The following is a 20,231-nucleotide window of genomic DNA, read 5'->3' as shown; positions in this document are numbered from 1 at the left end:
ACTTCACGACCGCATAGGTCGCTTAGAAAACCAACGCTAGGTGCGCTTGAGCTGTTAGTTACTTCACGACCGCATAGGTCGCTTAGAAATCTGGTGCGTGCAATCTGGCCCAACGCTTAGCTTTCACGACCGCATAGGTCGCTTAGAAAATGCCAAATGATCTGACAGACTCTCTCAAGCCCTTCACGACCGCACAGGTCGCTTAGAAAGTTACGAGCACGATAAAACACCTTATCATCCGCTTCACGACCGCATAGGTTACTTAGAAATATTGCAGGCATTATTGGTGATTTTTTTGATAAAAATCTAAAAAAATCTGCCATTTCTCAGTCGGCATATCCTGTTCGCCGTTTTCCCAGCGCCGTACTTGGCGATTGCCGGCCACGCCAACAATGTCGGCGGTTTGCTGCTGCGTCAGCCCCAATTGCGATCTCATGCTTTTTAGACCTTGTGGCGTAAAGCCAAGATTTGCCTGCTGCGACTTGGCTTGTGCGTAGTGTGTCAAAATTGGCATCAGATACTCAAGCTCATCATTATACATTTGCACAAAACGGCGGTTATCCTTTGGATAAAACCAGCCGTCAATACGGCTACTGGACAACTCAAGCTCACTACCTTTAATCAGCGATTTGACTTCCGGAAAGCTTAAATCAAGCGTCTTGACCAGTGTCATTAAGACATCATTCACTGCGGCGCCGTCAGGGTGCTCCAGCAGCATCAATCCGCTCGGCTTTTGGTGCAACAACTCTTCATCAATAAATAGCTGTACATGATTTGGCTTATTTTCAAAAAGTCTGGCTGTCGCACGATATAAAGACCATGCAACATTAGATTTTTCGGTTTGCTTGATGGTATTGCCGTTAATTTTAATGCTGTACATAATGTGTGGCCAAAAATAATTTGGCTTGATTGTAGCACAAAACATCATTTCTTCACACCTCGCCAATTATCCACCTCATTTGCCCACCACTGGAGCAATTCACGGCGTTCATCGAGCTTCACGACCGCATAGGTCGCTTTTATTGCCTTTTAAATACAAAAACTATCATCACCCCAATTACTTAAAAACGGATTATTTTAAGAGATTACCCAAAGCCAATGGGCACTTCAATACCACGCCATCAAAGATATTTAAGCCATTTAACAGTTGATAGGCTTTTTGTAAAACTTGGCTCAAAAATCTTGTTTTTGGTCTTAAAATCCCTAAATTATCAATTAAGATTAAACGGTTTAAAAAGACAGATTTCCAAGAGAAAATTAATGAATTTTGAGCGCATTCAAGACAAATTAGCCATTTTGGCAGATGCTGCCAAGTACGATGTTTCTTGCTCATCAAGCGGTGGCAAACGAAAAAACCAAGGCGGGCTTGGTAACTCATCGGCTTCTGGCATTTGCCACAGCTACACCGAAGATGGCAGATGTGTATCTTTACTAAAAATTTTATTCACCAATCATTGTATCTATGACTGCGCGTATTGCACCTCCAGACGCAGTAATGACACGCCGCGCGCGGCTTTTACGGTCGAAGAAGTCGTTGAGCTGACCATGCAATTTTACCGGCGTAATTATATCGAGGGGCTGTTTTTAAGCTCTGGGATTTTTAAATCTGCCGATCACACGATGGAAAGGCTGATCAAAGTTGCCAAAACTTTACGCGAGGAGCATAAATTTTTTGGCTACATTCACCTAAAAACCATTCCCGGCGCCTCTCCCGAGCTTATGAAAGAAGCGGGTCTTTATGCCGATCGTTTGTCGGTCAATATGGAAATCCCAACCAAATCCGGGCTTGCCTTATTAGCGCCCGAAAAAGACCACGAAACCATCAAAGCGCCGATGCAGACTGTCCAAGAGCAGATCATTGAATTTAAAGACAGTAAAAAACACCACAAACACGCGCCCAGTTATACCCCTGCAGGTCAATCCACGCAGCTGATCATCGGTGCCGCCGGCGAAAATGATCACCAAATCGTGCGCTTATCGAGCCATTTTTATCAAAAATACGACCTAAAGCGTGTGTACTACTCAGGCTATGTGCCGATGCTGTCTGACAGTCGCCTGCCCGACATCTCAACGCCAGTGCCGTTTGTGCGCGAGCATCGACTGTATCAAGCCGATTGGCTGATGCGCTTTTATGGATTTGCACCTGAGGAGATCGTCACCAAAGACAATCCGTTTTTGGATTTAGAATGCGACCCAAAACTGGCTTGGGCAATTCGTCATCGCGAGCATTTTCCAGTCTTTATTCAGACCGCGCCTTATGAGATGATTTTGCGAGTGCCAGGCATCGGCGTTAAGGTCGCCAAAAAAATCATGAAAACACGCAGGCATACCCAAATCACCCTTGACCATCTCAAAAAGCTTGGCGCCATGGTGAACCGCGCGCGTTATTTTGTGGCAACCACCAGTCCAAATCCTTATTTGAATCAATTAGACAGCGCGAATTTTCGCCAAATCGTACTTGACCAAACCACCAGTAAATTCAAGCCAAGCAATCAGCCTGACTTATTTGGCTAAGATTGGTGCTTGATATGATAGATAGCTCAATGGATACTGTGCTGTGTTTTGATGGCAGCTTTGAGGGCTTTTTGAGCGCTGTGTTTGAAGGTTATGCGCTCAAGCTTTTGGGCGCTGATATTGTCAATCAGCACCGATATGTGCCAAGTTTTTTACAGACCGTCATCGACTGCCCGACCGATCCTGCCAAAGCTGTCCGAGTGATGACCAAGCTACAAGCGCTGTGCAGCAAAAAAGAGCTCAATGAGATTCTGTCAGCTTTTTTATCCGAAAACGAACAAGTCTACAGCAGCTTATACCGCTTAATTCAACAAAAAATCAAGCGTCCAAAACAAGCCATGCTGTCAAATCTGGGCGATCCAGATGCGCTACTGGTCTCAAATTTGGTTCAAAAAGTTCGCCGAGAGCGCCATCGTATGTGCGCTTTTGTGCGCTTTGAGCATGGCGATGACAACTTGTATTTTGCCAAGATCATTCCAGATTTTGATGTCCTGCCGCTGATTGCGCAGTTTTTTCGGCGCAGATTCGCCAAGCAAAATTGGCTGATTTTTGATGCGCATCGCCACTATGGCATCTACTTTAACGGCGCAGAAGCCAAGCCGTCTTTGGAGATGATTGTCGATATCGACCAAAAGATGATTCACGCCCCCAAAGTTTTTCATAGTGATATTGAATCCAAATACCAAAAGCTTTGGCAGGTGTATTTTAAACATGTCAGCATCGAGGAGCGTAAGAATATCCGCCATCATGTACAGCAGCTGCCCAAGCGCTATTGGCGCTTTTTGACCGAAAAACAAGGCATTGAGATTCCCTAACTTAGTCTGATCATTGAATATTTTTACGCCCATCCCTTGAAAATTTTATCCTTAACCATTATGAAGATGGGGAATTTATGTTAATTTTTTGGGGTAATTATGACCGAGCAAACCACCGAACAAACCGTCACAGAAGAGGTCGCGTCTGAGGCGACGACAGCCGATCAAGTTGAGGCACTTCAAAGTCAAATCCAAGCGCTAGAAAGTGAAGTCAAAGAAGCCAAGGAAGCGGCTGCCCGCGCAAATGCCGAAAGCTACAACGCCCAACGCCGCATGGAGCAAGAAACCGATAAAGCCAAGAAATTTGCGCTACAAAAGTTTGCCAAAGAACTTTTGGATGTGGTCGATAATCTTGAGCGCGCCATCGATGCCAGCCACAAAGCGGGTGCTGATGACGCCACGCTTGAAGGGCTACAGCTGACCCAAAAATCTTTACTGACCGTGCTAGAAAAAAATGGCGTGACTGTAGTGGGTAACATCGGCGATGCCTTCAACCCTGAGATTCATGAAGCGGTAGGCATTTTCCCAGATGCCGAAAAAGACATCATCGGTCAAATCCTACAAAAAGGCTACACCCTAAACGAGCGCACTTTAAGACCTGCGATGGTACTGGTCGGAGCGTAGCTCGGAGCTTGGGGATTTATTGAATAATTTCAATGGCTTAAAACAAAATAAATTTTTTGAAAAAAGTTCGACTATCCCCTTGAAAAGCCAAAAATAAAACAAATATAACACTCAAGCTTGGTAAGATTTTAAATTAAACTTTAAAGCTGAGCTAAGCACCAACAATTTTCAACATTAAAATAATTTTAAATCTGGAGTAAATTATGGCTAAAGTCATTGGTATTGACCTAGGTACAACCAACTCATGTGTGGCAGTACTTGAAGGCGATAAAGTAAAAGTCATCGAAAACGCAGAAGGCGCGCGTACCACGCCGTCGATTGTGGCATTTAAAGACGGTGAAACTTTGGTGGGTCAAGCTGCTAAGCGTCAAGCGGTCACTAACCCAAAAAATACGCTGTTTGCCATTAAGCGTTTGATCGGTCGTCGTTTTGAAGACAAAGAAGTCCAAAAAGACATCTCGCTAGTACCTTTTAAAATCGTTAAAGCTGACAACGGCGACGCATGGGTAGAAGTGAATGACAAAAAACAAGCGCCACCACAAATCAGCGCCGAAGTGTTGCGTAAAATGAAAAAAACCGCCGAAGACTATCTTGGCGAAACTGTGACCGAAGCGGTTGTCACTGTGCCTGCTTACTTTAACGATGCGCAGCGCCAAGCCACCAAAGATGCTGGTAAAATCGCAGGTCTAGATGTTAAGCGTATCATCAACGAGCCAACCGCAGCTGCACTGGCATACGGTATGGACAAAAAAGGCGGCGATAAGACAGTTGCTGTCTATGACTTGGGCGGCGGTACTTTTGACGTGTCTATCATTGAGATCGCTGACGTTGATGGCGAGCAGCAATTTGAAGTTTTGGCGACCAATGGTGACACTCACTTGGGCGGCGAAGACTTTGACTTGGCATTGATCGATTATTTGGTTGAAGAGTTCAAAAAAGATCAAGACGTTAACCTAAAAGGTGATGCCTTGGCGATGCAGCGCCTAAAAGAAGCTGCCGAAAAGGCCAAAATTGAGCTATCAAGCAGCCAATCTACCGAAGTGAACTTACCTTACATCACCGCTGATGCCACAGGTCCAAAACACTTGGTTGTTACCATCAGCCGCGCCAAGCTTGAAAGCCTGACTGAAGAGATGGTCGCACGCACGATCATTCCTTGCAAAACCGCTTTGGAAGATGCTGGCTTATCAGCAAGCGACATCGATGATGTAATTTTGGTCGGTGGTCAGACGCGTATGCCATTGGTCCAACAAAAGGTTCAAGAGTTCTTTGGCAAAGAGCCGCGTAAAGACGTTAACCCTGATGAAGCCGTTGCGATGGGTGCTGCCATCCAAGGTGCGGTATTGTCTGGCGACAAAAAAGACGTTCTACTGCTTGACGTGACTCCGCTGACTTTGGGTATCGAAACCATGGGCGGCGTGATGACACCGATCATTGAGAAGAACACCATGATTCCAACCAAAAAATCACAAGTGTTCTCAACAGCAGCGGACAATCAGCCAGCGGTATCTATCCAGGTTTATCAAGGTGAGCGTAAAATCGCCAACCAAAACAAACTTTTGGGTAACTTTGATTTGACAGACATTCCACCGGCACCACGCGGTGTGCCACAGATTGAAGTCACCTTTGACATCAACGCTGACGGCATCATGAATATCAGCGCCAAAGACAAAGGCACTGGCAAATCACAATCGATTCAGATCAAAGCAGACTCAGGTCTGTCAGAAGCTGAAATCGAAGAGATGATTCGCACCGCTGAAGCGAATGCTGCTGAAGATGAGAAATTTGCAAATCTTGCAAACGCTCGCAACGAAGCAGATGGTCGTATCCACGCTGTTCAAAAAGCCTTAAAAGAAGCTGGCGACAAAGTGACGGCTGAAGATACCGCTTCTGTAGAAGCTGCTATCAGCGCGCTTGAAGCTGCTGCCAAAGAAGATGATGCCGATGACATCAAGGCAAAACTTGAAGCGCTAGATAACGCATTCTTGCCAATCAGCCAAAAGATCTACGCTGATGCAGGTGCCCAAGGTGCTGAGCCACAGCCAGAACAAGCCAATCCTGCCGATGACGGTGTGGTTGATGCTGAGTTCACCGAAGTCAAAGACAAATAATCGCTGATTGCTTCACCAAAATAGCCCATCATAGATGGGCTATTTTTATTGAACCGGCAACACAAAAGCCCCAAAATCATTACATTCGACTTTGAATAAAGTGTTATACTATGACTTATTTGATTAATTTGCTACTTCATTGCACGGAGAAGCCATGAGCGATATTTTAAATCAATTCATTCCCATCTTTTTTGTGACTTTTGGGATTTTTATTTTATTTTTCTTATTTATGGGTGTTGGTTATCTCATCAAAAAAAAGCCGCTTAAAGGCTCTTGTGGCGGTGTGGCGACCTTGATGGGTGATAAATATTGCCAATTTTGTGGTAATGATCCCAATAAGTGCGAAAGCAACATTGATAAGATTGATGAAACAGCTCGCGAAAAACTCAATAAAATCGCCAAACAAGCTTAAACAGCATCAATAAAACCAGTCAAATGTATGATCATTTGACTGAGTTTATTTGGGTGGTGATTATCTCATCAAATAGGCGGCATCTACCCAAATCCTTGTCTTTGGCGCATCACTTCATACAGCATCATCCCTGTCGCTACGCTCACATTCAGACTTTGGGGACGATCAGCGATCGGCGCCATAGGAATATAGACCAAAGTATCACACAAAGTCTGCGTCAATCTGCGCATACCTTCGCCCTCTGAGCCCATGATGATGGCAACCTTGCCCCCAAAGTCGCACTCAAACGCTGGCTTGGCGGTATCATCAAGCGCCGTCCCAAATACGAACACGCCTGCTTTTTTGAGTTTCTCAAGGGTGCGAGCCAAATTGGTCACACTGATGACGCTGATGACCTCCGAAGCCCCCACCGAAACCTTCGCAACCGTCGGCGTCATCGGTGCAGATTGATGGCGTGGAATGATCACCGCATCTACGCCCATCGCACAAGCGCTACGCAAGCAGGCACCCAAATTATGGGCATCAGTGATCTGATCAAGCACCAAAAACAGCGCCTCGTCTTTGTCCATAAGCTCATCTAGTATCGCCTCATCTGCCATCGGCGTAGGGCGCGCCAAAGCGACAACGCCTTGATGCTGCGGACTGTCACAAAGCTCGGTCAAGCGCTCGCGCTGAGCGCTTTGGATACTGATGCCAAATTGCTCAGCAGACGCTGCGATACGTCGGTGTTCTTCGCTCATTTGACCATCATCGCGCATCTGAATAAATAAGCTTAGCACCTCTTCAGGGCGGCGTTTGAGCAGCATGCTGACAGCGTGGATGCCATAAAAATAAGGATTTTTGGGCTTGGCTGGCTTAGTTTGACGAGGTGGTTGATTTATCTTTTCTTTAGAGTGAGATTTTAAGGTGCGGTGATCTGATTTTTGACCGTGTTTTTTCATGATAGTATCTTTGGGTGGTTACATTGATTATCATACCAGTAAGATCGGTATGGCTTGGTTTGAGTTAAGCTAAAGAATGTTGGTGAATGACTTGGCGAATCTCATCAGGCTCAAGCGTCACAAGCTCATCAACCATCGCGTCAGGCTCATGAGCACGGATGATATTTTTAAGTCGCTCGCCCAATGCCAGATAGCGGTAGCGCCGATGATGCAAAAGCCCCCGCCATGCTTGATACGCCATCTCACTGCTGATAATGACAAAAATATCGGCTGTTTCGTTGATGGTTGTTAAATTTTGTTGAAAATTATCCGCCAAATCTGCGGGGATGAATCGCTCATACCAACGAATAACATCAATCTTAACGCCCCGCGCTTTTAATGTGTCGTTTAATAGCTTACGCCCACCAACACCCCGCCAAATCAAAAGCCTACTGCCCGATGTCAGCGCTTGGATCTCAGCCATAGCCAGCATGCCTTCATTATTAGCAATCTTTGGTAAAATGACAGGTATTCCACGATCAGTCAGCACTTTGGCAGTCGCCGAGCCGACAGCAACGATGGGCGCATCAGGTGGTGTTTGTTGCCAATCACTTCCACCATTTAGATTATCCAAATACTCAAGCGCACGCCGCGCCGACTCAACACTGGTCACCACAAGCGCATCGTAGTGATGATCAAGCCATGCGCGCATCATCGACGCTTCAGCTTGTGTCATGGGCAGCGTCTGGATGTCTAATAGCGGCAGATCAATGACCGTCACATCCGTCATTTGGCGAATGGCTTGTCCGCGGTGCTTAGGTCGGGTATTGATGAGTAACATGGGCATCATGGATTAGTGTGCGTTTTGATAAACTTGTTTTAAGATATCATCCGCGCCTTGGGATAGTAGCTCGTGCGCAATGTCCACCCCAAGCTGTTCGGCAGCTGTTTCATCCATTTGAGTTTCACCGGTCAAGGTGAGTGATTGCTGCGCTTTTAATAAAGTTTTACCATCCACCGAGCCGACGCGCCCGCGCAGGGTCAGTACACCACCTTCAATCACGGCAAACCCTGCGATCGGCACCTGACAGCCGCCTTCAAGCGCGCGGTTCATGGCACGCTCAGCCAGCACACACAGGCGCGTCTTAGGATGGTTCAGTGGGGATAGCAGCGACTTTATTTCTTCATCATCTTGACGGCACTCAATGGCAAGCGCCCCTTGACCCACCGCAGGCAGCGACAGCTCATCATCAAGCTCATGACGAATCCGCTCATGCAAACCCAAGCGCTCAAGACCACTGGTCGCCAAGATGATGGCGTCATATTCTCCTGCATCTAATTTACCTAGCCGAGTGCCAACATTGCCGCGCAGACTTTTGATGTCCAAATCAGGTCTAGCCTGACGCAGCTGACACTCGCGGCGCAAACTGGATGTGCCAAGTACTGCCCCTGTGGGCAAATCATCCAAACACTCAAAACGATTAGACACAAACGCATCTGTCGGCGCATGACGCTCACAATATGCCCCAAGCATCAGCCCTTCGGGCAACACCATCGGCACATCTTTGAGCGAATGCACCGCAATGTCAGCGCGCTTATCATACAAAGCCTGCTCAAGCTCCTTAACAAACAGCCCCTTACCACCAATTTTAGCAAGCGGCGTGTCCAAAATCTTATCGCCTTTGGTGACCATCTCAAGCAGCTCAACTGACAGCGATGGGTATAATTGCTCAAGTTTCGCTTTGATAAAATTTGCCTGCCACAGCGCCAATGGGCTTTGGCGTGTGGCGATGGTTAGGGTACGTGTGGTCATATTTGATCCAAATCTTTGATAAATTTAACCTATTATAAGAAATTTGGCGACCAAATACCAACACCTACCATGGATTTATTGATGATCTTTGTGCTGATTATTATTAATTAGATATTTTTATTAATTATTTTATAAAATTGATACAAAAGCACCATCACGCGCTGCCCAAAATTATGGTATACTTTGGGCACGTTTTTATCATTTGAAAGTCATACAAGGAATCACCATGAGCGAACAAACTTCAAGTATGTGGGGTGGTCGTTTTTCAGAGGCGACGGACAGTTTTGTGGCGGAATTTACCGCATCGGTCAATTTTGATAAGCGCATGGCGCGCCAAGACATCCAAGGCTCAATCGCCCACGCCACCATGTTGGGTGCGTGCGGCATCATCACCCAAGACGAATCCGATCAAATCATTCAAGGTCTTACTCAAATTCAAGCCGAGATCGACAACGGCGAGTTTGAGTGGTCGGTGGTGCTTGAAGATGTTCACATGAATATCGAAAGTCGCTTGACGGCGCTCATCGGTGATGTCGGCAAAAAGCTGCACACTGGTCGCAGCCGCAATGATCAAGTCGCTACAGATATCCGCCTGTGGTTGCGTGATGAGACAGATAATATCTTGGGGCTACTTGCCAAGCTACAAGCTGGGCTGCTTGATTTGGCAGCCAACCACACTCACACCATCATGCCTGGATTTACCCATCTTCAGACGGCTCAGCCTGTCAGCTTTGGGCACCACGTGATGGCATGGTTTGAGATGCTGGTGCGTGATAGCGAGCGTTTCGTGGATACGCGCCGCCGTATTAATCAAATGCCGCTCGGATCTGCTGCACTGGCAGGCACTACCTATCCGATTGATCGCACCATCACCGCGCGTCTGCTTGGCTTTGAGGGCATTTGCCAAAACTCACTGGATGCGGTGTCTGATCGTGATTTTGCCATCGAATTTACTGCCAATGCCTCTATCTTGATGATGCACTTATCGCGCATGAGCGAAGAGCTGATCTTATGGATGAGCGCTCAGTTTGGCTTTGTGCATATTCCTGATCGGTTCTGCACAGGCTCATCGATCATGCCCCAAAAGAAAAATCCCGATGTCCCAGAATTGGTACGCGGTAAGGCAGCGCGCGTGTTTGGGCAGCTCATCACATTGCTGACGCTCATGAAAAATCAGCCGCTTGCCTACAATAAAGACAATCAAGAAGACAAAGAGCCGCTGTTTGACTGCGTGGACACCTTAAGCGGTAGCTTGCTTGCCTTTGCCGATATGCTGCCAAATATCACCCCAAATGCCGATAATATGCGTGCAGCGACCATGAAAGGCTACGCCACAGCAACCGACTTGGCAGATTATTTGGTCAAAAAAGGCTTGCCATTTCGTGATGCGCACGAAGTGGTCGGTAAAGCAGTTGGGCTTGGCGTCTCAAAAGGCGTGGATCTGAGCGAACTTTCGCTAGATGAGCTAAAAAGCTTTAGCCCACTCATCGGCGACGATGTCTTTGAATGTTTGACGCTTGAAGGGTCGTTGAGCGCACGCGACCACATCGGTGGTACCGCGCCCAATCAAGTTTTGGCAGCGATTGAGCGCGGTCGTGAGCGGATCATCCATCCCACCAAAACCGCTTAAGAAAGCCATTTAAACTAAAAATCCCATGCCGTGCAGCATGGGATTTTTAGTTTCAAGATATTATTGCCAAATTCACTCAATTAACGCACTTGAAGGCGCTTGGCATCAATCTCAATGCGGCGGTCATCACGATCAATTTCACCGTGAATGATCACAGTTTTACCCACCAAAGACTGTGGATTATTTTGATAATAATCATCATCAATCTCAACGATGATACTACCTGTGCCGTCTTGAAGCTCAAATTTTTCGTCACCGACATAGCGTGTCAATTTACCTTGTACAGCGACTTTTGTGTCATCACGAAAGGTCTTAGCCTGTGCGATGGTGCTATTTTGGGCAGTAGGCATCACAGCGGGGGCTTTGGTAGCTTGAGTTTGGTTGTTGGCGTGCGCAGTGCAAGCACTTAAAGTAATTGCAGCCACTGCTGCCACAGCGATATGTTGAATTTTCATAAATACTCCAAATAAGATAAAAACGAGATTTGACGCTATTAAACCACAAAAATCTTAAGCAAATTTTAAGCAAAACGGTGGTATTGTAACTGTGTGTTTAAAGTTATCTTAACGATCTTAGACGAGCAGATCAGATCATTCAGCCAAAAACCCGCCGCTTTGGCGCGCCCAAAGCGAGGCATACACGCCGTCTTTGGCGATCAGCTCATCATGACTACCCATCTCAACAATACGCCCTTCGTCCATCACCACCAGTCTATCCATCGAAGCGATGGTCGATAATCGATGGGCGATGGCGATGACGGTTTTGCCTGCCATCATATCATCAAGACTTTGGGTGATGGCGTGTTCAACTTCACTGTCTAGCGCACTGGTTGCTTCATCAAGCAATAAAATCGGCGCATTTTTGAGCATGACGCGGGCGATGGCGATACGCTGGCGCTGACCACCTGACAGCTTGACACCGCGCTCGCCGACCTGGGTATCAAGCCCTGTATTACCCTGCTTGTCTTTTAGGGTCTGGATAAAGTCCCACGCATGCGCTGCTTTGGCGGCAGCGATGATCTCATCATCGGTGGCATCTGGGCGACCATAGGCGATGTTTTCACGCACCGTGCGATGTAGTAGTGATGTATCTTGGGTGACCATGCCGATATTTTGGCGCAAAGATTCTTGGGTGATGGCTTTGATATCTTGATGATCGATGCAAATTTTGCCGCCATCAACATCATAAAATCGCAAAAGCAAATTGACCAGCGTGGACTTGCCTGCGCCTGAGCGACCCACCAATCCGACTTTTTCGCCTGCTTTGATGGATAAGGTAAAATCGTCTAGCAAAGGATGGGTTTGATTGTTTTTGCCATAATTAAAGACTACCTGACTAAAGTCAATCTGACCGTGTTTCACGTGAAACTCTTTGGCATTGGGATCATCCACCACATGATGCGGCGTGGTCAAAGTCTTCATGCCATCTTGGACAGTCCCCAGATGCTCAAACAAACTTGCCGTCTCCCAAAGTACCCAGTGCGTCAAGCCCTGCAAGCGAATCGCAAGCGCTCCCGCAACTGCCACCGCGCCTGCGCCCACCACGCCAGACATCCACAAATACACGCTCATCGCAACCGATCCTGAGACCGTCAAAACCGCGATCACAGAAACCAAAATCTCAAGCAATGAGATGAGACGCATTTGGCTATGAACCTTACCCAAAAAATGCTGCATGGCTTCCTTGGCATAGCCAGACTCTCGGCGTGAATGGCTAAATAGCTTCACCGTGCCGATATTGGCATAAGCATCAGTGATCCGTCCTGTCATCAAAGCGCGCGCGTCCGCCTGAGCTTGACTGGTGCGCTGCAGCCTTGGTAATAAAAACACCAACAAACCAGCCACCGCCAACACCCAAAACACAAACGGCACCATCAGCAGCGGATGAATGCCTGTCAAAACCGCGCCAGCACCCATCAAAAATGTGATGATAAAGACAAACACGCCAATCAGCGTCATCACCACATCACGCACCGCCAGCGCTGTTTGCATCACTTTGGCTGACACACGACCAGAGAATTCATCTTGATAAAACTGCATCGACTGACCCAGCATATGCTGATGAAAAATCCAACGCAGACGCATGGGAACCACGCCTTGTAGGACCTGATGCTGAACGGTCGTCTCAAACAAAAGCACCAAAGGAATGAACGCGCTGATTGCCAGCATGATCAATAAATCTGACTTTTTTTGTGCCCAAAATTCACTGGGAGAATACAAATTGAGCCAATCAACAATTTGCCCAACCCACGCATAGACATATGCCCAATAAATCCCTGAAATCGCCGTCAGCACTGTAAATAATAAAAGCCAACCACGATAGCCATAAGTACAGGCATAAATAAAAGAAGCCAACGAATGGGTATGGGTAGGCAAGCTGATATTAGGAAAAGATTCTAAACGTTTTTCAAAATATGAAAAGAACGACATAAGTGACCAATTTTATGAATAAAGTCATTCATTATAGCAGAATTATAATGGCTTGCCGAATACCCATCCGACAAGCCATCTTGACAATGCGCCAAAGCATGCAGCAGGATCACACCTCGTGATACAGCTTACTGCCTTCTTCTTTATATTTCGCTTTCATTTCCGCCAAGCCTTGTTCTATGTCTAGCCCCTTGGCATAATCACGCACATTTTGGGTGATTTTCATGGAACAAAACTTCGGGCCACACATCGAGCAAAAGTGTGCCGACTTATGGGCTTCTTTTGGCATGGTCTCATCGTGCATGGAGCGAGCGGTGTCTGGGTCAAGTGCCAAATTAAACTGGTCTTCCCAACGAAACTCAAAGCGTGCCTTAGACAGGGCATTATCACGCACCTGAGCGGCAGGGTGCCCTTTGGCAAGGTCGGCTGCGTGGGCGGCGATTTTGTAGGTGATGATGCCGTCTTTGACGTCTTTTTTATTAGGCAGACCCAAATGCTCTTTTGGCGTAACATAGCAAAGCATCGCTGTGCCATACCAGCCAATCATCGCCGCCCCAATCGCACTGGTGATATGGTCATAGCCAGGGGCGATGTCGGTGGTGAGCGGACCAAGCGTATAAAACGGTGCTTCTTGACAGACTTCTAGCTGCAAATCCATGTTTTCTTTAATCATGTGCATCGGCACGTGTCCAGGTCCTTCAATCATCACCTGCACATCATGCTCCCACGCTCTTTGGGTCAGCTCACCAAGTGTGCGTAGCTCGCTAAACTGTGCTTCATCATTGGCATCTTGGATACAGCCAGGTCGCAGTCCGTCGCCTAAGCTAAATGACACATCATACGCTTTCATGATTTGACAAATCTCATCAAAATGCGTGTACAAAAAGTTTTCTTGATGATGTGCCAAGCACCACTGTGCCATGATAGAACCACCACGGCTGACGATGCCTGTCAAGCGACCCGCGGTCAGCGGTACATAGCGAAGTAGCACCCCTGCATGAATGGTAAAATAATCCACGCCCTGCTCGGCTTGCTCAATGAGCGTGTCCTTAAAAATCTCCCACGTCAAATCTTCTGCCACGCCGCCTACTTTTTCAAGGGCTTGATAAATTGGCACGGTGCCAATCGGCACAGGTGAATTACGGATAATCCACTCACGCGTTTCATGGATATTTTTGCCGGTGGACAAATCCATAATGGTATCCGCCCCCCAACGTGTCGCCCACGTCATCTTAGCGACTTCTTCTTCGATGCTAGACCCTAGGGCGGAGTTACCGATGTTGGCGTTGATTTTGACCAAAAAATTACGCCCAATAATCATCGGCTCACATTCAGGGTGATTGATGTTGGCAGGGATAATCGCACGTCCTGCCGCCACCTCAGAACGCACAAATTCAGGGGTAATCTCTGTTAAATTATTCGCCCCAAAATTCTGTCCTTGATGCTGACGCATGTCCACGCCATCACGCTGACGCTGATTTTCACGAATGGCGATGTATTCCATTTCAGGGGTGATGATGCCTTGGCGTGCGTAGTGCATTTGGGTAACGTTTTTGCCAGTTTTGGCACGGCGTGGATTGGTGATGTGTGCAAAGCGAATGGTCTCGGTGCGGATGTCTTTGAGCCTTTCACGCCCAAACTCTGAGGTCAAGCCGTCTAATTGCTCGGTGTCATCACGCTCGCTGATCCAGCCTTGGCGTAGTTTGGGTAAGCCTTGGTTTAGGTCAATCTTGACATCAGGGTCGGTATAAACGCCCGAGGTGTCATAGACCAAAATCGGTTCGTTTTTTTCAAGTCCATCTTGGGCAAGTCCTGTGGGGGTGTCCGTCAGGCTGATTTCACGAAAGGGCACTTGGATATCGGCTCGTGAACCTTGGACATACACTTTGCGTGATGCAGGTAAGATACGGGTTAAATCTTTGGCGTCTTCATCATGTTGGGCGATGATTTGGTCAAGATTCGTGGCAGATTGGCTCATAATGTGTCCTTAAATTGGCTACAAATCAAGCCATTTAAAGACCATGCCAGTAGCGGCTTATCTTTAATTAACTTGATTCCTACGCAGGTATTAACCTTACAGGTTCAACGGTATTTGTTTATAATTCTTATGAATCTCATCATAAAAATAAAACAATCTCAACAGCTGATTGGCTGTACTCCGTCAAGTTATAAAATCAGTATATCATAATTTTGCTTCAGTGAATATTTTAATCAATCAGCGTTTTTGGCTTGTCAGCGATTGCGTCCGCCTGTTATCATATGCAAGCATACATATTTTGCCTACTTAGGAACATCGCATGAAAGTTTTGGTTTTAGGCGGCGGCGTCATCGGCACTACGACGGCGTATTATCTTGCCAAAAAAGGCGTCCAAGTCACTGTCATCGAGCGTCAGCATACCGTTGCTGAAGAGACAAGCTTCGGTAATGCTGGGCAGATCTCGCCAGGCTACTCAACGCCTTGGGCTGCTCCACAAATCCCCATGAAAGCTGTCAAATGGCTGTTTCAAAAGCATGCGCCCTTAGCGATTCGTCCTGATGGGTCAAGCTTTCAGATGGCATGGCTTACCCAGATGCTCAAAAACTGCACCAGCGAGCGCTACGCCATCAATAAAGCGCGCATGATGCGAGTGGCTGAATACAGCCGCGACTGCTTTGGGCAGCTTCGTGAAGACACCGGCATCGGTTATGAGCACCGCACCCAAGGCACGCTTCAGCTGTTTCGCACCCAAGCACAGCTTGACCAAGTCGGCAAAGACATCGAAGTCCTTAAAGAATGTGGTGTGGACTATGAGCTGTTAGACAAAGACAGCCTAAGCCAAGCTGAGCCTGCTTTGGCGCATGCGTCAGCACAGCTGACTGGCGGTCTGAGGCTGCCCCACGACGAAACTGGCGACTGCAATTTATTCACCAAAGCCTTGGCTGACATCTGCAAACAAATGGGTGTGGAATTTCGTTTTAACACCACGATTGACAAAATCACTCACGAACATCAAAAAATCACTGGCGTCATTGCGGATGGCGAGCTGATTACCGCGGACAGCTATGTGCTTGCATTGGGCAGTTATTCACGCGCGATGGCAAAGTCCTTGGGGCTTGATTTACCGGTGTATCCGGTTAAGGGATATTCGCTAACCGTGCCCATCATTGATGAAAGCCGCGCGCCCATTTCTACCGTCATCGATGAAACCTATAAAATTGCCATCACGCGATTTGATCGGCGCATCCGAGTGGGCGGCATGGCGGAGCTTGGCGGTTTTGATCTAAGCCTCCGAAAGCAGCGCCGCGATACACTTGAGATGGTGACCAAAAGCCTGTTTGATGGCGGAGATTTGGCGAATGCAACTTTTTGGACAGGGCTAAGACCCATGACGCCAGATGGCACGCCCATCATCGGTCAGACGCATTTTGACAATCTGTATCTCAATACAGGTCACGGCACGCTGGGCTGGACCATGTCCTGCGGCTCTGGCAGCCTCATCAGTGATATTATTACCCATCAGACGCCTGACATCAGCCTTGAAGGGCTGTCATTGGCGCGTTATCAGTCAGTCTAAATAAGGAAAACTTATGAGCACAATCCAAAAATTTGACAGCAATGACACCTTAAGCGAAGTGGCGGTTCATGGCGGTGTGGTTTATTTGGCAGGTCAAGTACCTGACGATGATAGCCTTGACATCGTTGGGCAGTCACGCCAAGTCTTTGCTAATATCGATAAGGCATTGGCTTTGGCAGGCACTGATAAAAATCATCTGCTATCTGCTCAAGTGTTCATCAAAAATTTGGATGATTTTGAAGGCTTTAATAACGCTTGGAAAGAATGGATGGCAGGCTCAACTCCGCCAGTAAGAGCAACCATCCAAGCCAACTTGGTCAATCCAAACTGGCTCGTTGAGATCATGGTAACAGCCGCCCAATCATAACCCAAAAAAATACCGCAGCCGATGAGCTGCGGTATTTTTTAATTGTGATACAACTGCCTAACCACTTCACCAATCGTTTTGATGCCTTGGTCAAGCGTGTGGTCGTCTTGGGCGATCGACAAGCGGATACACTCTTTGGCGTGTGGATAATCCGCCGTCTGCATACCCACAAAAAAATGCTCGCTTGGGATGATCAGCGTGCCTTGCTCCTTTAAGATCTGATACAGCTTGGTCGTAGAAATCGGCAAACCCTCAAACCATACCCACAGAAAAATCGCACCTTCAGGCTGATGGATATAAACTGGATAATCTGCAAATTCTTCTTGGAGACGGCGGATGGCAAATGCGGATTGTTTTTTATAAAATGGGGAGATAAGCTCATCAGACAGGCGAATAATCTCATCATTTTCAAATAACGGTGTGGCAATCGCCGCCCCAAAGCGCACCGGCGATAGATTCACAATGGCGTTCATGTTACTGACAGCCTTAGCAATCTTTGGATGCGCAATGATAATGCCCGTGCGCACGCCCGGCAGACCAACCTTTGATAGGCTAAAGCATAAGATGGTCTCATCATCCCACTCAAGGCTTGCGCCGGTGTGGATGATATTTGGAAACGGTGCACCATAGGCATTATCAATGATCAAAGGCACGCCATGCTTTTTGGCAAGCTGTTTTAGATGCGCCATCTCACTGTCTGTCAGCACATTGCCTGTAGGATTGGTTGGGCGTGAGCAGCAAATTGCGCCAATTTGATTATTATTTAATTCTTCTAAATTTTCAAGAGCATCAAAATCAACTTTATATTTAAAGAATCCTTCACGACCTTCATGCGTGGTTTTTTCTATGATTGGCGGCAATGACACAAAATGAGATCCCTCAACTTGTACATCTGCATAGCCCACATATTCCGGCGCTAAGGGCAACAAGATGGATTTATGGCTGCCATCACAAAACTGCCCTGCAAATAAATTAAACAGATAAAAGAACGCGTTCTGAGAGCCGTTGGTCAGTACGATGTGATCAGAAGTCAGCCCCCAACCATAGCGACGATTGAAAAATTCAACAAGCACCTTGATAAATTTAGCATCACCTTGCGGCGACGCATAATTACTCACACTTTCTATCGCTGCGCCGCTGGCAGCGATCTGTTGGAGCGCTGCCTCATACGCTGCCGATACCTCTGGGATATTGGCAGGATTACCGCCGCCAAGCATATTGATCGGCGTATCACTGTTTAGCGCACTGCCCAAATCATCCATCAGCTGTAGGATGGGGCTATCTTGAATAAATTTTTCGCCAAATTTTGAAAATTGCATTTCAAACCTTATGATTATTTTAATGTTTCATGTGAAACATTATTCAATGTATTTGACTTTTAAAGGCGGAAAACCATTAAACTCAACCGATGAATAAGAATTGGTATAGGCGCCTGTCGTCAGCCAGTAGAGTTTATCACCGATTTCAAGGTCTTGAGGTAGCTTATAGGCTGCATCTTCATACATGATATCGGTACTGTCGCAAGTTGGCCCTGCCAAAATCACCGTACCTTTTTCGGTGGCGGTTTCCATTTTTGGCGTATAGACGGGATATTTGATCGCCTCACCCAAAGTTTCGATCAAGCCTTGGAATAAGCCCACATCTGTGTAGACCCATCGGGTCAAATCGGTGCGTGATTTACGACTGATCAAGACAACTTCTGAGACCAAAACGCCACTGTCGCCCACCATAGAGCGCCCTGGCTCTAAGATAATTTCGGGCATCTCATCTTCATCAAAGTCTTCGGATAAATAGCGGTGAATCTCTTCGGCATAGACTGAAATTGGGTTGACTTCACTGATGTAATTGGTTGGGAATCCGCCGCCCAAATTGATCATTTGAAGCTTAATCCCTTCTTCATATTTCATCCAGTCAAACATATATTTGACCTTAGCAAGCGCATCATCCCACGCTGCCACATCTTTTTGCTGACTGCCCACATGAAATGAGATGCCATAAGGGACAAGGCCTAGATTTTTTGCTTGCACAAGTAAATCGATCGCCATGTCAGGATGACAGCCAAATTTGCGTGATAGCGGCCATTCGGCGGTGTCAGCACCATGCACCAAAATGCGCACAAATACCTTAGAGCCAGGCGCGTTATTAGCGATATTAATTAGATCTGCTTTAGAATCTGTGGCATATAAAGTAATGCCTTTATTGTAGGCATACTTCACATGATCTGCTTTTTTGATGGTGTTACCATAAGAAATGCGATCAGGTGACACACCACAATCTAGCACACGATCCAACTCATAAATCGATGCACAGTCAAAATTTGAGCCCAGATCAGCCAAATATTTGACCACTTCGGTGGCCGGACTTGCTTTCATGGCATAATGGATTTTTGCCTTAGGAAATAGCGTGACCATCTCTTCGTATTTGGTCTTAATTCGACTCAAATCAACCACCAATAAAGGCGTCTCTTGACCTTCTGCCGCTTGGGTAAATTTTTGCCACTGAGCTTGGCTAAAATATTGATCAATCTTAATCACTAAGGCTTGCTCCTATAAAATTTTTTAAAGCTGTGTTGATGTGTTTATTTAAGCAAATAATAAAACGCATCAAAAAAGCTTGCTTAAGTTTATTATAGCAAGCTTTTGGCGGTCGGGCTATGCTTTTGAGCATCGATCTCATCAGTCATCACGAGTGCGCACTTCTAATAGCTCAATCTCAAAACGCAGCGGTGAGTTGGGCGGAATTTTACCCATCGTACGATCACCATACGCCAACTGCGCAGGCACGATTAATTCTCGCTTACCGCCAACTTGCATGGGCGCCACACTAACGCCTGAGTCATCAAAGCCTAGCACGCCCAAATCCCAACCTTTGATCACGCGACCTGTGCCGATCACGCACTCAAACGGACGACCACGGTGCGCAGAAGCATCAAACACCGTCCCATCCATCAGATAGCCGGTGTATTCAGTGACAATCAAGGCGCCTTTAACGGCAGTTTTGCCTATGCCAACCACAATATCTGTCGCTTTTATCATAAGCTTT

18 protein-coding genes, 1 CRISPR repeat array and 1 riboswitch (1 of these 20 only partly in view) are annotated in these 20,231 nt (G+C 46.9%); of the genes, 8 read left to right on the top strand and 10 right to left on the bottom strand.

Annotated features, from left to right (window positions below; genetic code table 11):
• Positions 1-269: direct repeats of the CRISPR family, unit length 28 nt; unit sequence CTTCACGACCGCATAGGTCGCTTAGAAA (it extends 9,972 nt beyond the left edge of the window).
• Between the two features lie 11 nt (positions 270-280).
• Complete coding sequence (locus U0021_RS05045) at positions 281-880, bottom strand: helix-turn-helix domain-containing protein (RefSeq protein ID WP_162816841.1); 600 nt, start codon at positions 878-880, stop codon at positions 281-283.
• A gap of 380 nt (positions 881-1,260) precedes the next feature.
• Between U0021_RS05045 and U0021_RS05040 the strand changes: the two genes are divergently transcribed.
• From U0021_RS05040 to nqrM, 5 genes are all read left to right on the top strand, one after another.
• Complete coding sequence (locus U0021_RS05040; RefSeq protein ID WP_114801131.1) at positions 1,261-2,514, top strand: putative DNA modification/repair radical SAM protein; 1,254 nt, start codon at positions 1,261-1,263, stop codon at positions 2,512-2,514.
• A gap of 14 nt (positions 2,515-2,528) precedes the next feature.
• Complete coding sequence (locus U0021_RS05035) at positions 2,529-3,329, top strand: TIGR03915 family putative DNA repair protein (RefSeq protein ID WP_162816842.1); 801 nt, start codon at positions 2,529-2,531, stop codon at positions 3,327-3,329.
• Between the two features lie 99 nt (positions 3,330-3,428).
• Positions 3,429-3,953 carry a nucleotide exchange factor GrpE gene (gene grpE / locus U0021_RS05030; RefSeq protein WP_114801133.1) on the top strand — a complete coding sequence of 175 codons (525 nt, stop codon included), beginning with the start codon at positions 3,429-3,431 and terminating at the stop codon, positions 3,951-3,953.
• A gap of 203 nt (positions 3,954-4,156) precedes the next feature.
• The gene (gene dnaK, locus U0021_RS05025) at positions 4,157-6,064 is read left to right on the top strand and encodes a molecular chaperone DnaK (protein ID WP_114801134.1); all 1,908 of its coding nucleotides are present in this window, start codon (positions 4,157-4,159) and stop codon (positions 6,062-6,064) included.
• A gap of 154 nt (positions 6,065-6,218) precedes the next feature.
• Entirely contained in the window at positions 6,219-6,476 is a 258-nt protein-coding gene (gene nqrM / locus U0021_RS05020) for a (Na+)-NQR maturation NqrM (protein ID WP_049238003.1), read from the top strand.
• Positions 6,477-6,559: 83 nt separating this feature from the next.
• Here the strand turns inward: nqrM and rlmB are convergent, their stop codons facing one another.
• The 3 genes from rlmB to hemC all read right to left on the bottom strand — a co-directional run bounded on the left by rlmB (position 6,560) and on the right by hemC (position 9,209).
• Positions 6,560-7,417 carry a 23S rRNA (guanosine(2251)-2'-O)-methyltransferase RlmB gene (rlmB, locus tag U0021_RS05015; protein ID WP_114801135.1) on the bottom strand — a complete coding sequence of 286 codons (858 nt, stop codon included), beginning with the start codon at positions 7,415-7,417 and terminating at the stop codon, positions 6,560-6,562.
• 64 nt (positions 7,418-7,481) lie between these two features.
• A complete protein-coding gene (locus tag U0021_RS05010; RefSeq protein WP_114801136.1) occupies positions 7,482-8,246 on the bottom strand; it encodes a uroporphyrinogen-III synthase in 765 nt (254 codons plus the stop codon).
• Positions 8,247-8,249: 3 nt separating this feature from the next.
• Positions 8,250-9,209, bottom strand: coding sequence for a hydroxymethylbilane synthase (gene hemC, locus U0021_RS05005; protein WP_114801137.1), 960 nt, complete (start codon positions 9,207-9,209; stop codon positions 8,250-8,252).
• Positions 9,210-9,435: 226 nt separating this feature from the next.
• On the opposite strand from hemC, the gene argH reads away from it, so the two are divergent.
• The gene (gene argH / locus U0021_RS05000) at positions 9,436-10,839 is read left to right on the top strand and encodes an argininosuccinate lyase (protein WP_114801138.1); all 1,404 of its coding nucleotides are present in this window, start codon (positions 9,436-9,438) and stop codon (positions 10,837-10,839) included.
• A gap of 80 nt (positions 10,840-10,919) precedes the next feature.
• Here argH and U0021_RS04995 read toward each other — a convergent pair whose 3' ends face one another.
• The 3 genes from U0021_RS04995 to thiC form a co-directional block, all read right to left on the bottom strand.
• Positions 10,920-11,294: a NirD/YgiW/YdeI family stress tolerance protein gene (locus U0021_RS04995; protein WP_114801139.1), complete on the bottom strand. Its 375-nt coding sequence runs from the start codon at positions 11,292-11,294 to the stop codon at positions 10,920-10,922.
• A gap of 135 nt (positions 11,295-11,429) precedes the next feature.
• A complete protein-coding gene (locus U0021_RS04990; protein ID WP_327037420.1) occupies positions 11,430-13,268 on the bottom strand; it encodes an ABC transporter ATP-binding protein in 1,839 nt (612 codons plus the stop codon).
• A gap of 109 nt (positions 13,269-13,377) precedes the next feature.
• Complete coding sequence (thiC, locus tag U0021_RS04985; protein ID WP_327037419.1) at positions 13,378-15,246, bottom strand: phosphomethylpyrimidine synthase ThiC; 1,869 nt, start codon at positions 15,244-15,246, stop codon at positions 13,378-13,380.
• 59 nt (positions 15,247-15,305) lie between these two features.
• Positions 15,306-15,439: riboswitch (TPP riboswitch) on the bottom strand.
• A gap of 126 nt (positions 15,440-15,565) precedes the next feature.
• Here thiC and U0021_RS04980 point away from each other — a divergent pair.
• Entirely contained in the window at positions 15,566-16,822 is a 1,257-nt protein-coding gene (locus U0021_RS04980) for a D-amino acid dehydrogenase (RefSeq protein WP_114801222.1), read from the top strand.
• A 13-nt stretch (positions 16,823-16,835) separates the two neighbouring features.
• The gene (locus tag U0021_RS04975; RefSeq protein WP_078256125.1) at positions 16,836-17,189 is read left to right on the top strand and encodes a RidA family protein; all 354 of its coding nucleotides are present in this window, start codon (positions 16,836-16,838) and stop codon (positions 17,187-17,189) included.
• A 38-nt stretch (positions 17,190-17,227) separates the two neighbouring features.
• Here U0021_RS04975 and U0021_RS04970 read toward each other — a convergent pair whose 3' ends face one another.
• The 3 genes from U0021_RS04970 to U0021_RS04960 all read right to left on the bottom strand — a co-directional run bounded on the left by U0021_RS04970 (position 17,228) and on the right by U0021_RS04960 (position 20,224).
• Positions 17,228-18,508, bottom strand: coding sequence for a valine--pyruvate transaminase (locus U0021_RS04970; protein ID WP_114801162.1), 1,281 nt, complete (start codon positions 18,506-18,508; stop codon positions 17,228-17,230).
• A 39-nt stretch (positions 18,509-18,547) separates the two neighbouring features.
• Positions 18,548-19,723 carry a type III PLP-dependent enzyme gene (locus U0021_RS04965; protein WP_049237981.1) on the bottom strand — a complete coding sequence of 392 codons (1,176 nt, stop codon included), beginning with the start codon at positions 19,721-19,723 and terminating at the stop codon, positions 18,548-18,550.
• A gap of 141 nt (positions 19,724-19,864) precedes the next feature.
• A complete protein-coding gene (locus U0021_RS04960; RefSeq protein WP_114801161.1) occupies positions 19,865-20,224 on the bottom strand; it encodes an FKBP-type peptidyl-prolyl cis-trans isomerase in 360 nt (119 codons plus the stop codon).
• Positions 20,225-20,231: the final 7 nt, after the last annotated feature.

Source organism: Moraxella canis, assembly GCF_034424565.1.
GTDB lineage: Bacteria > Pseudomonadota > Gammaproteobacteria > Pseudomonadales > Moraxellaceae > Moraxella > Moraxella canis.
Note: the sequence above shows the minus strand (reverse complement) of the source record. Positions and strands in the feature narration are given on the sequence as shown.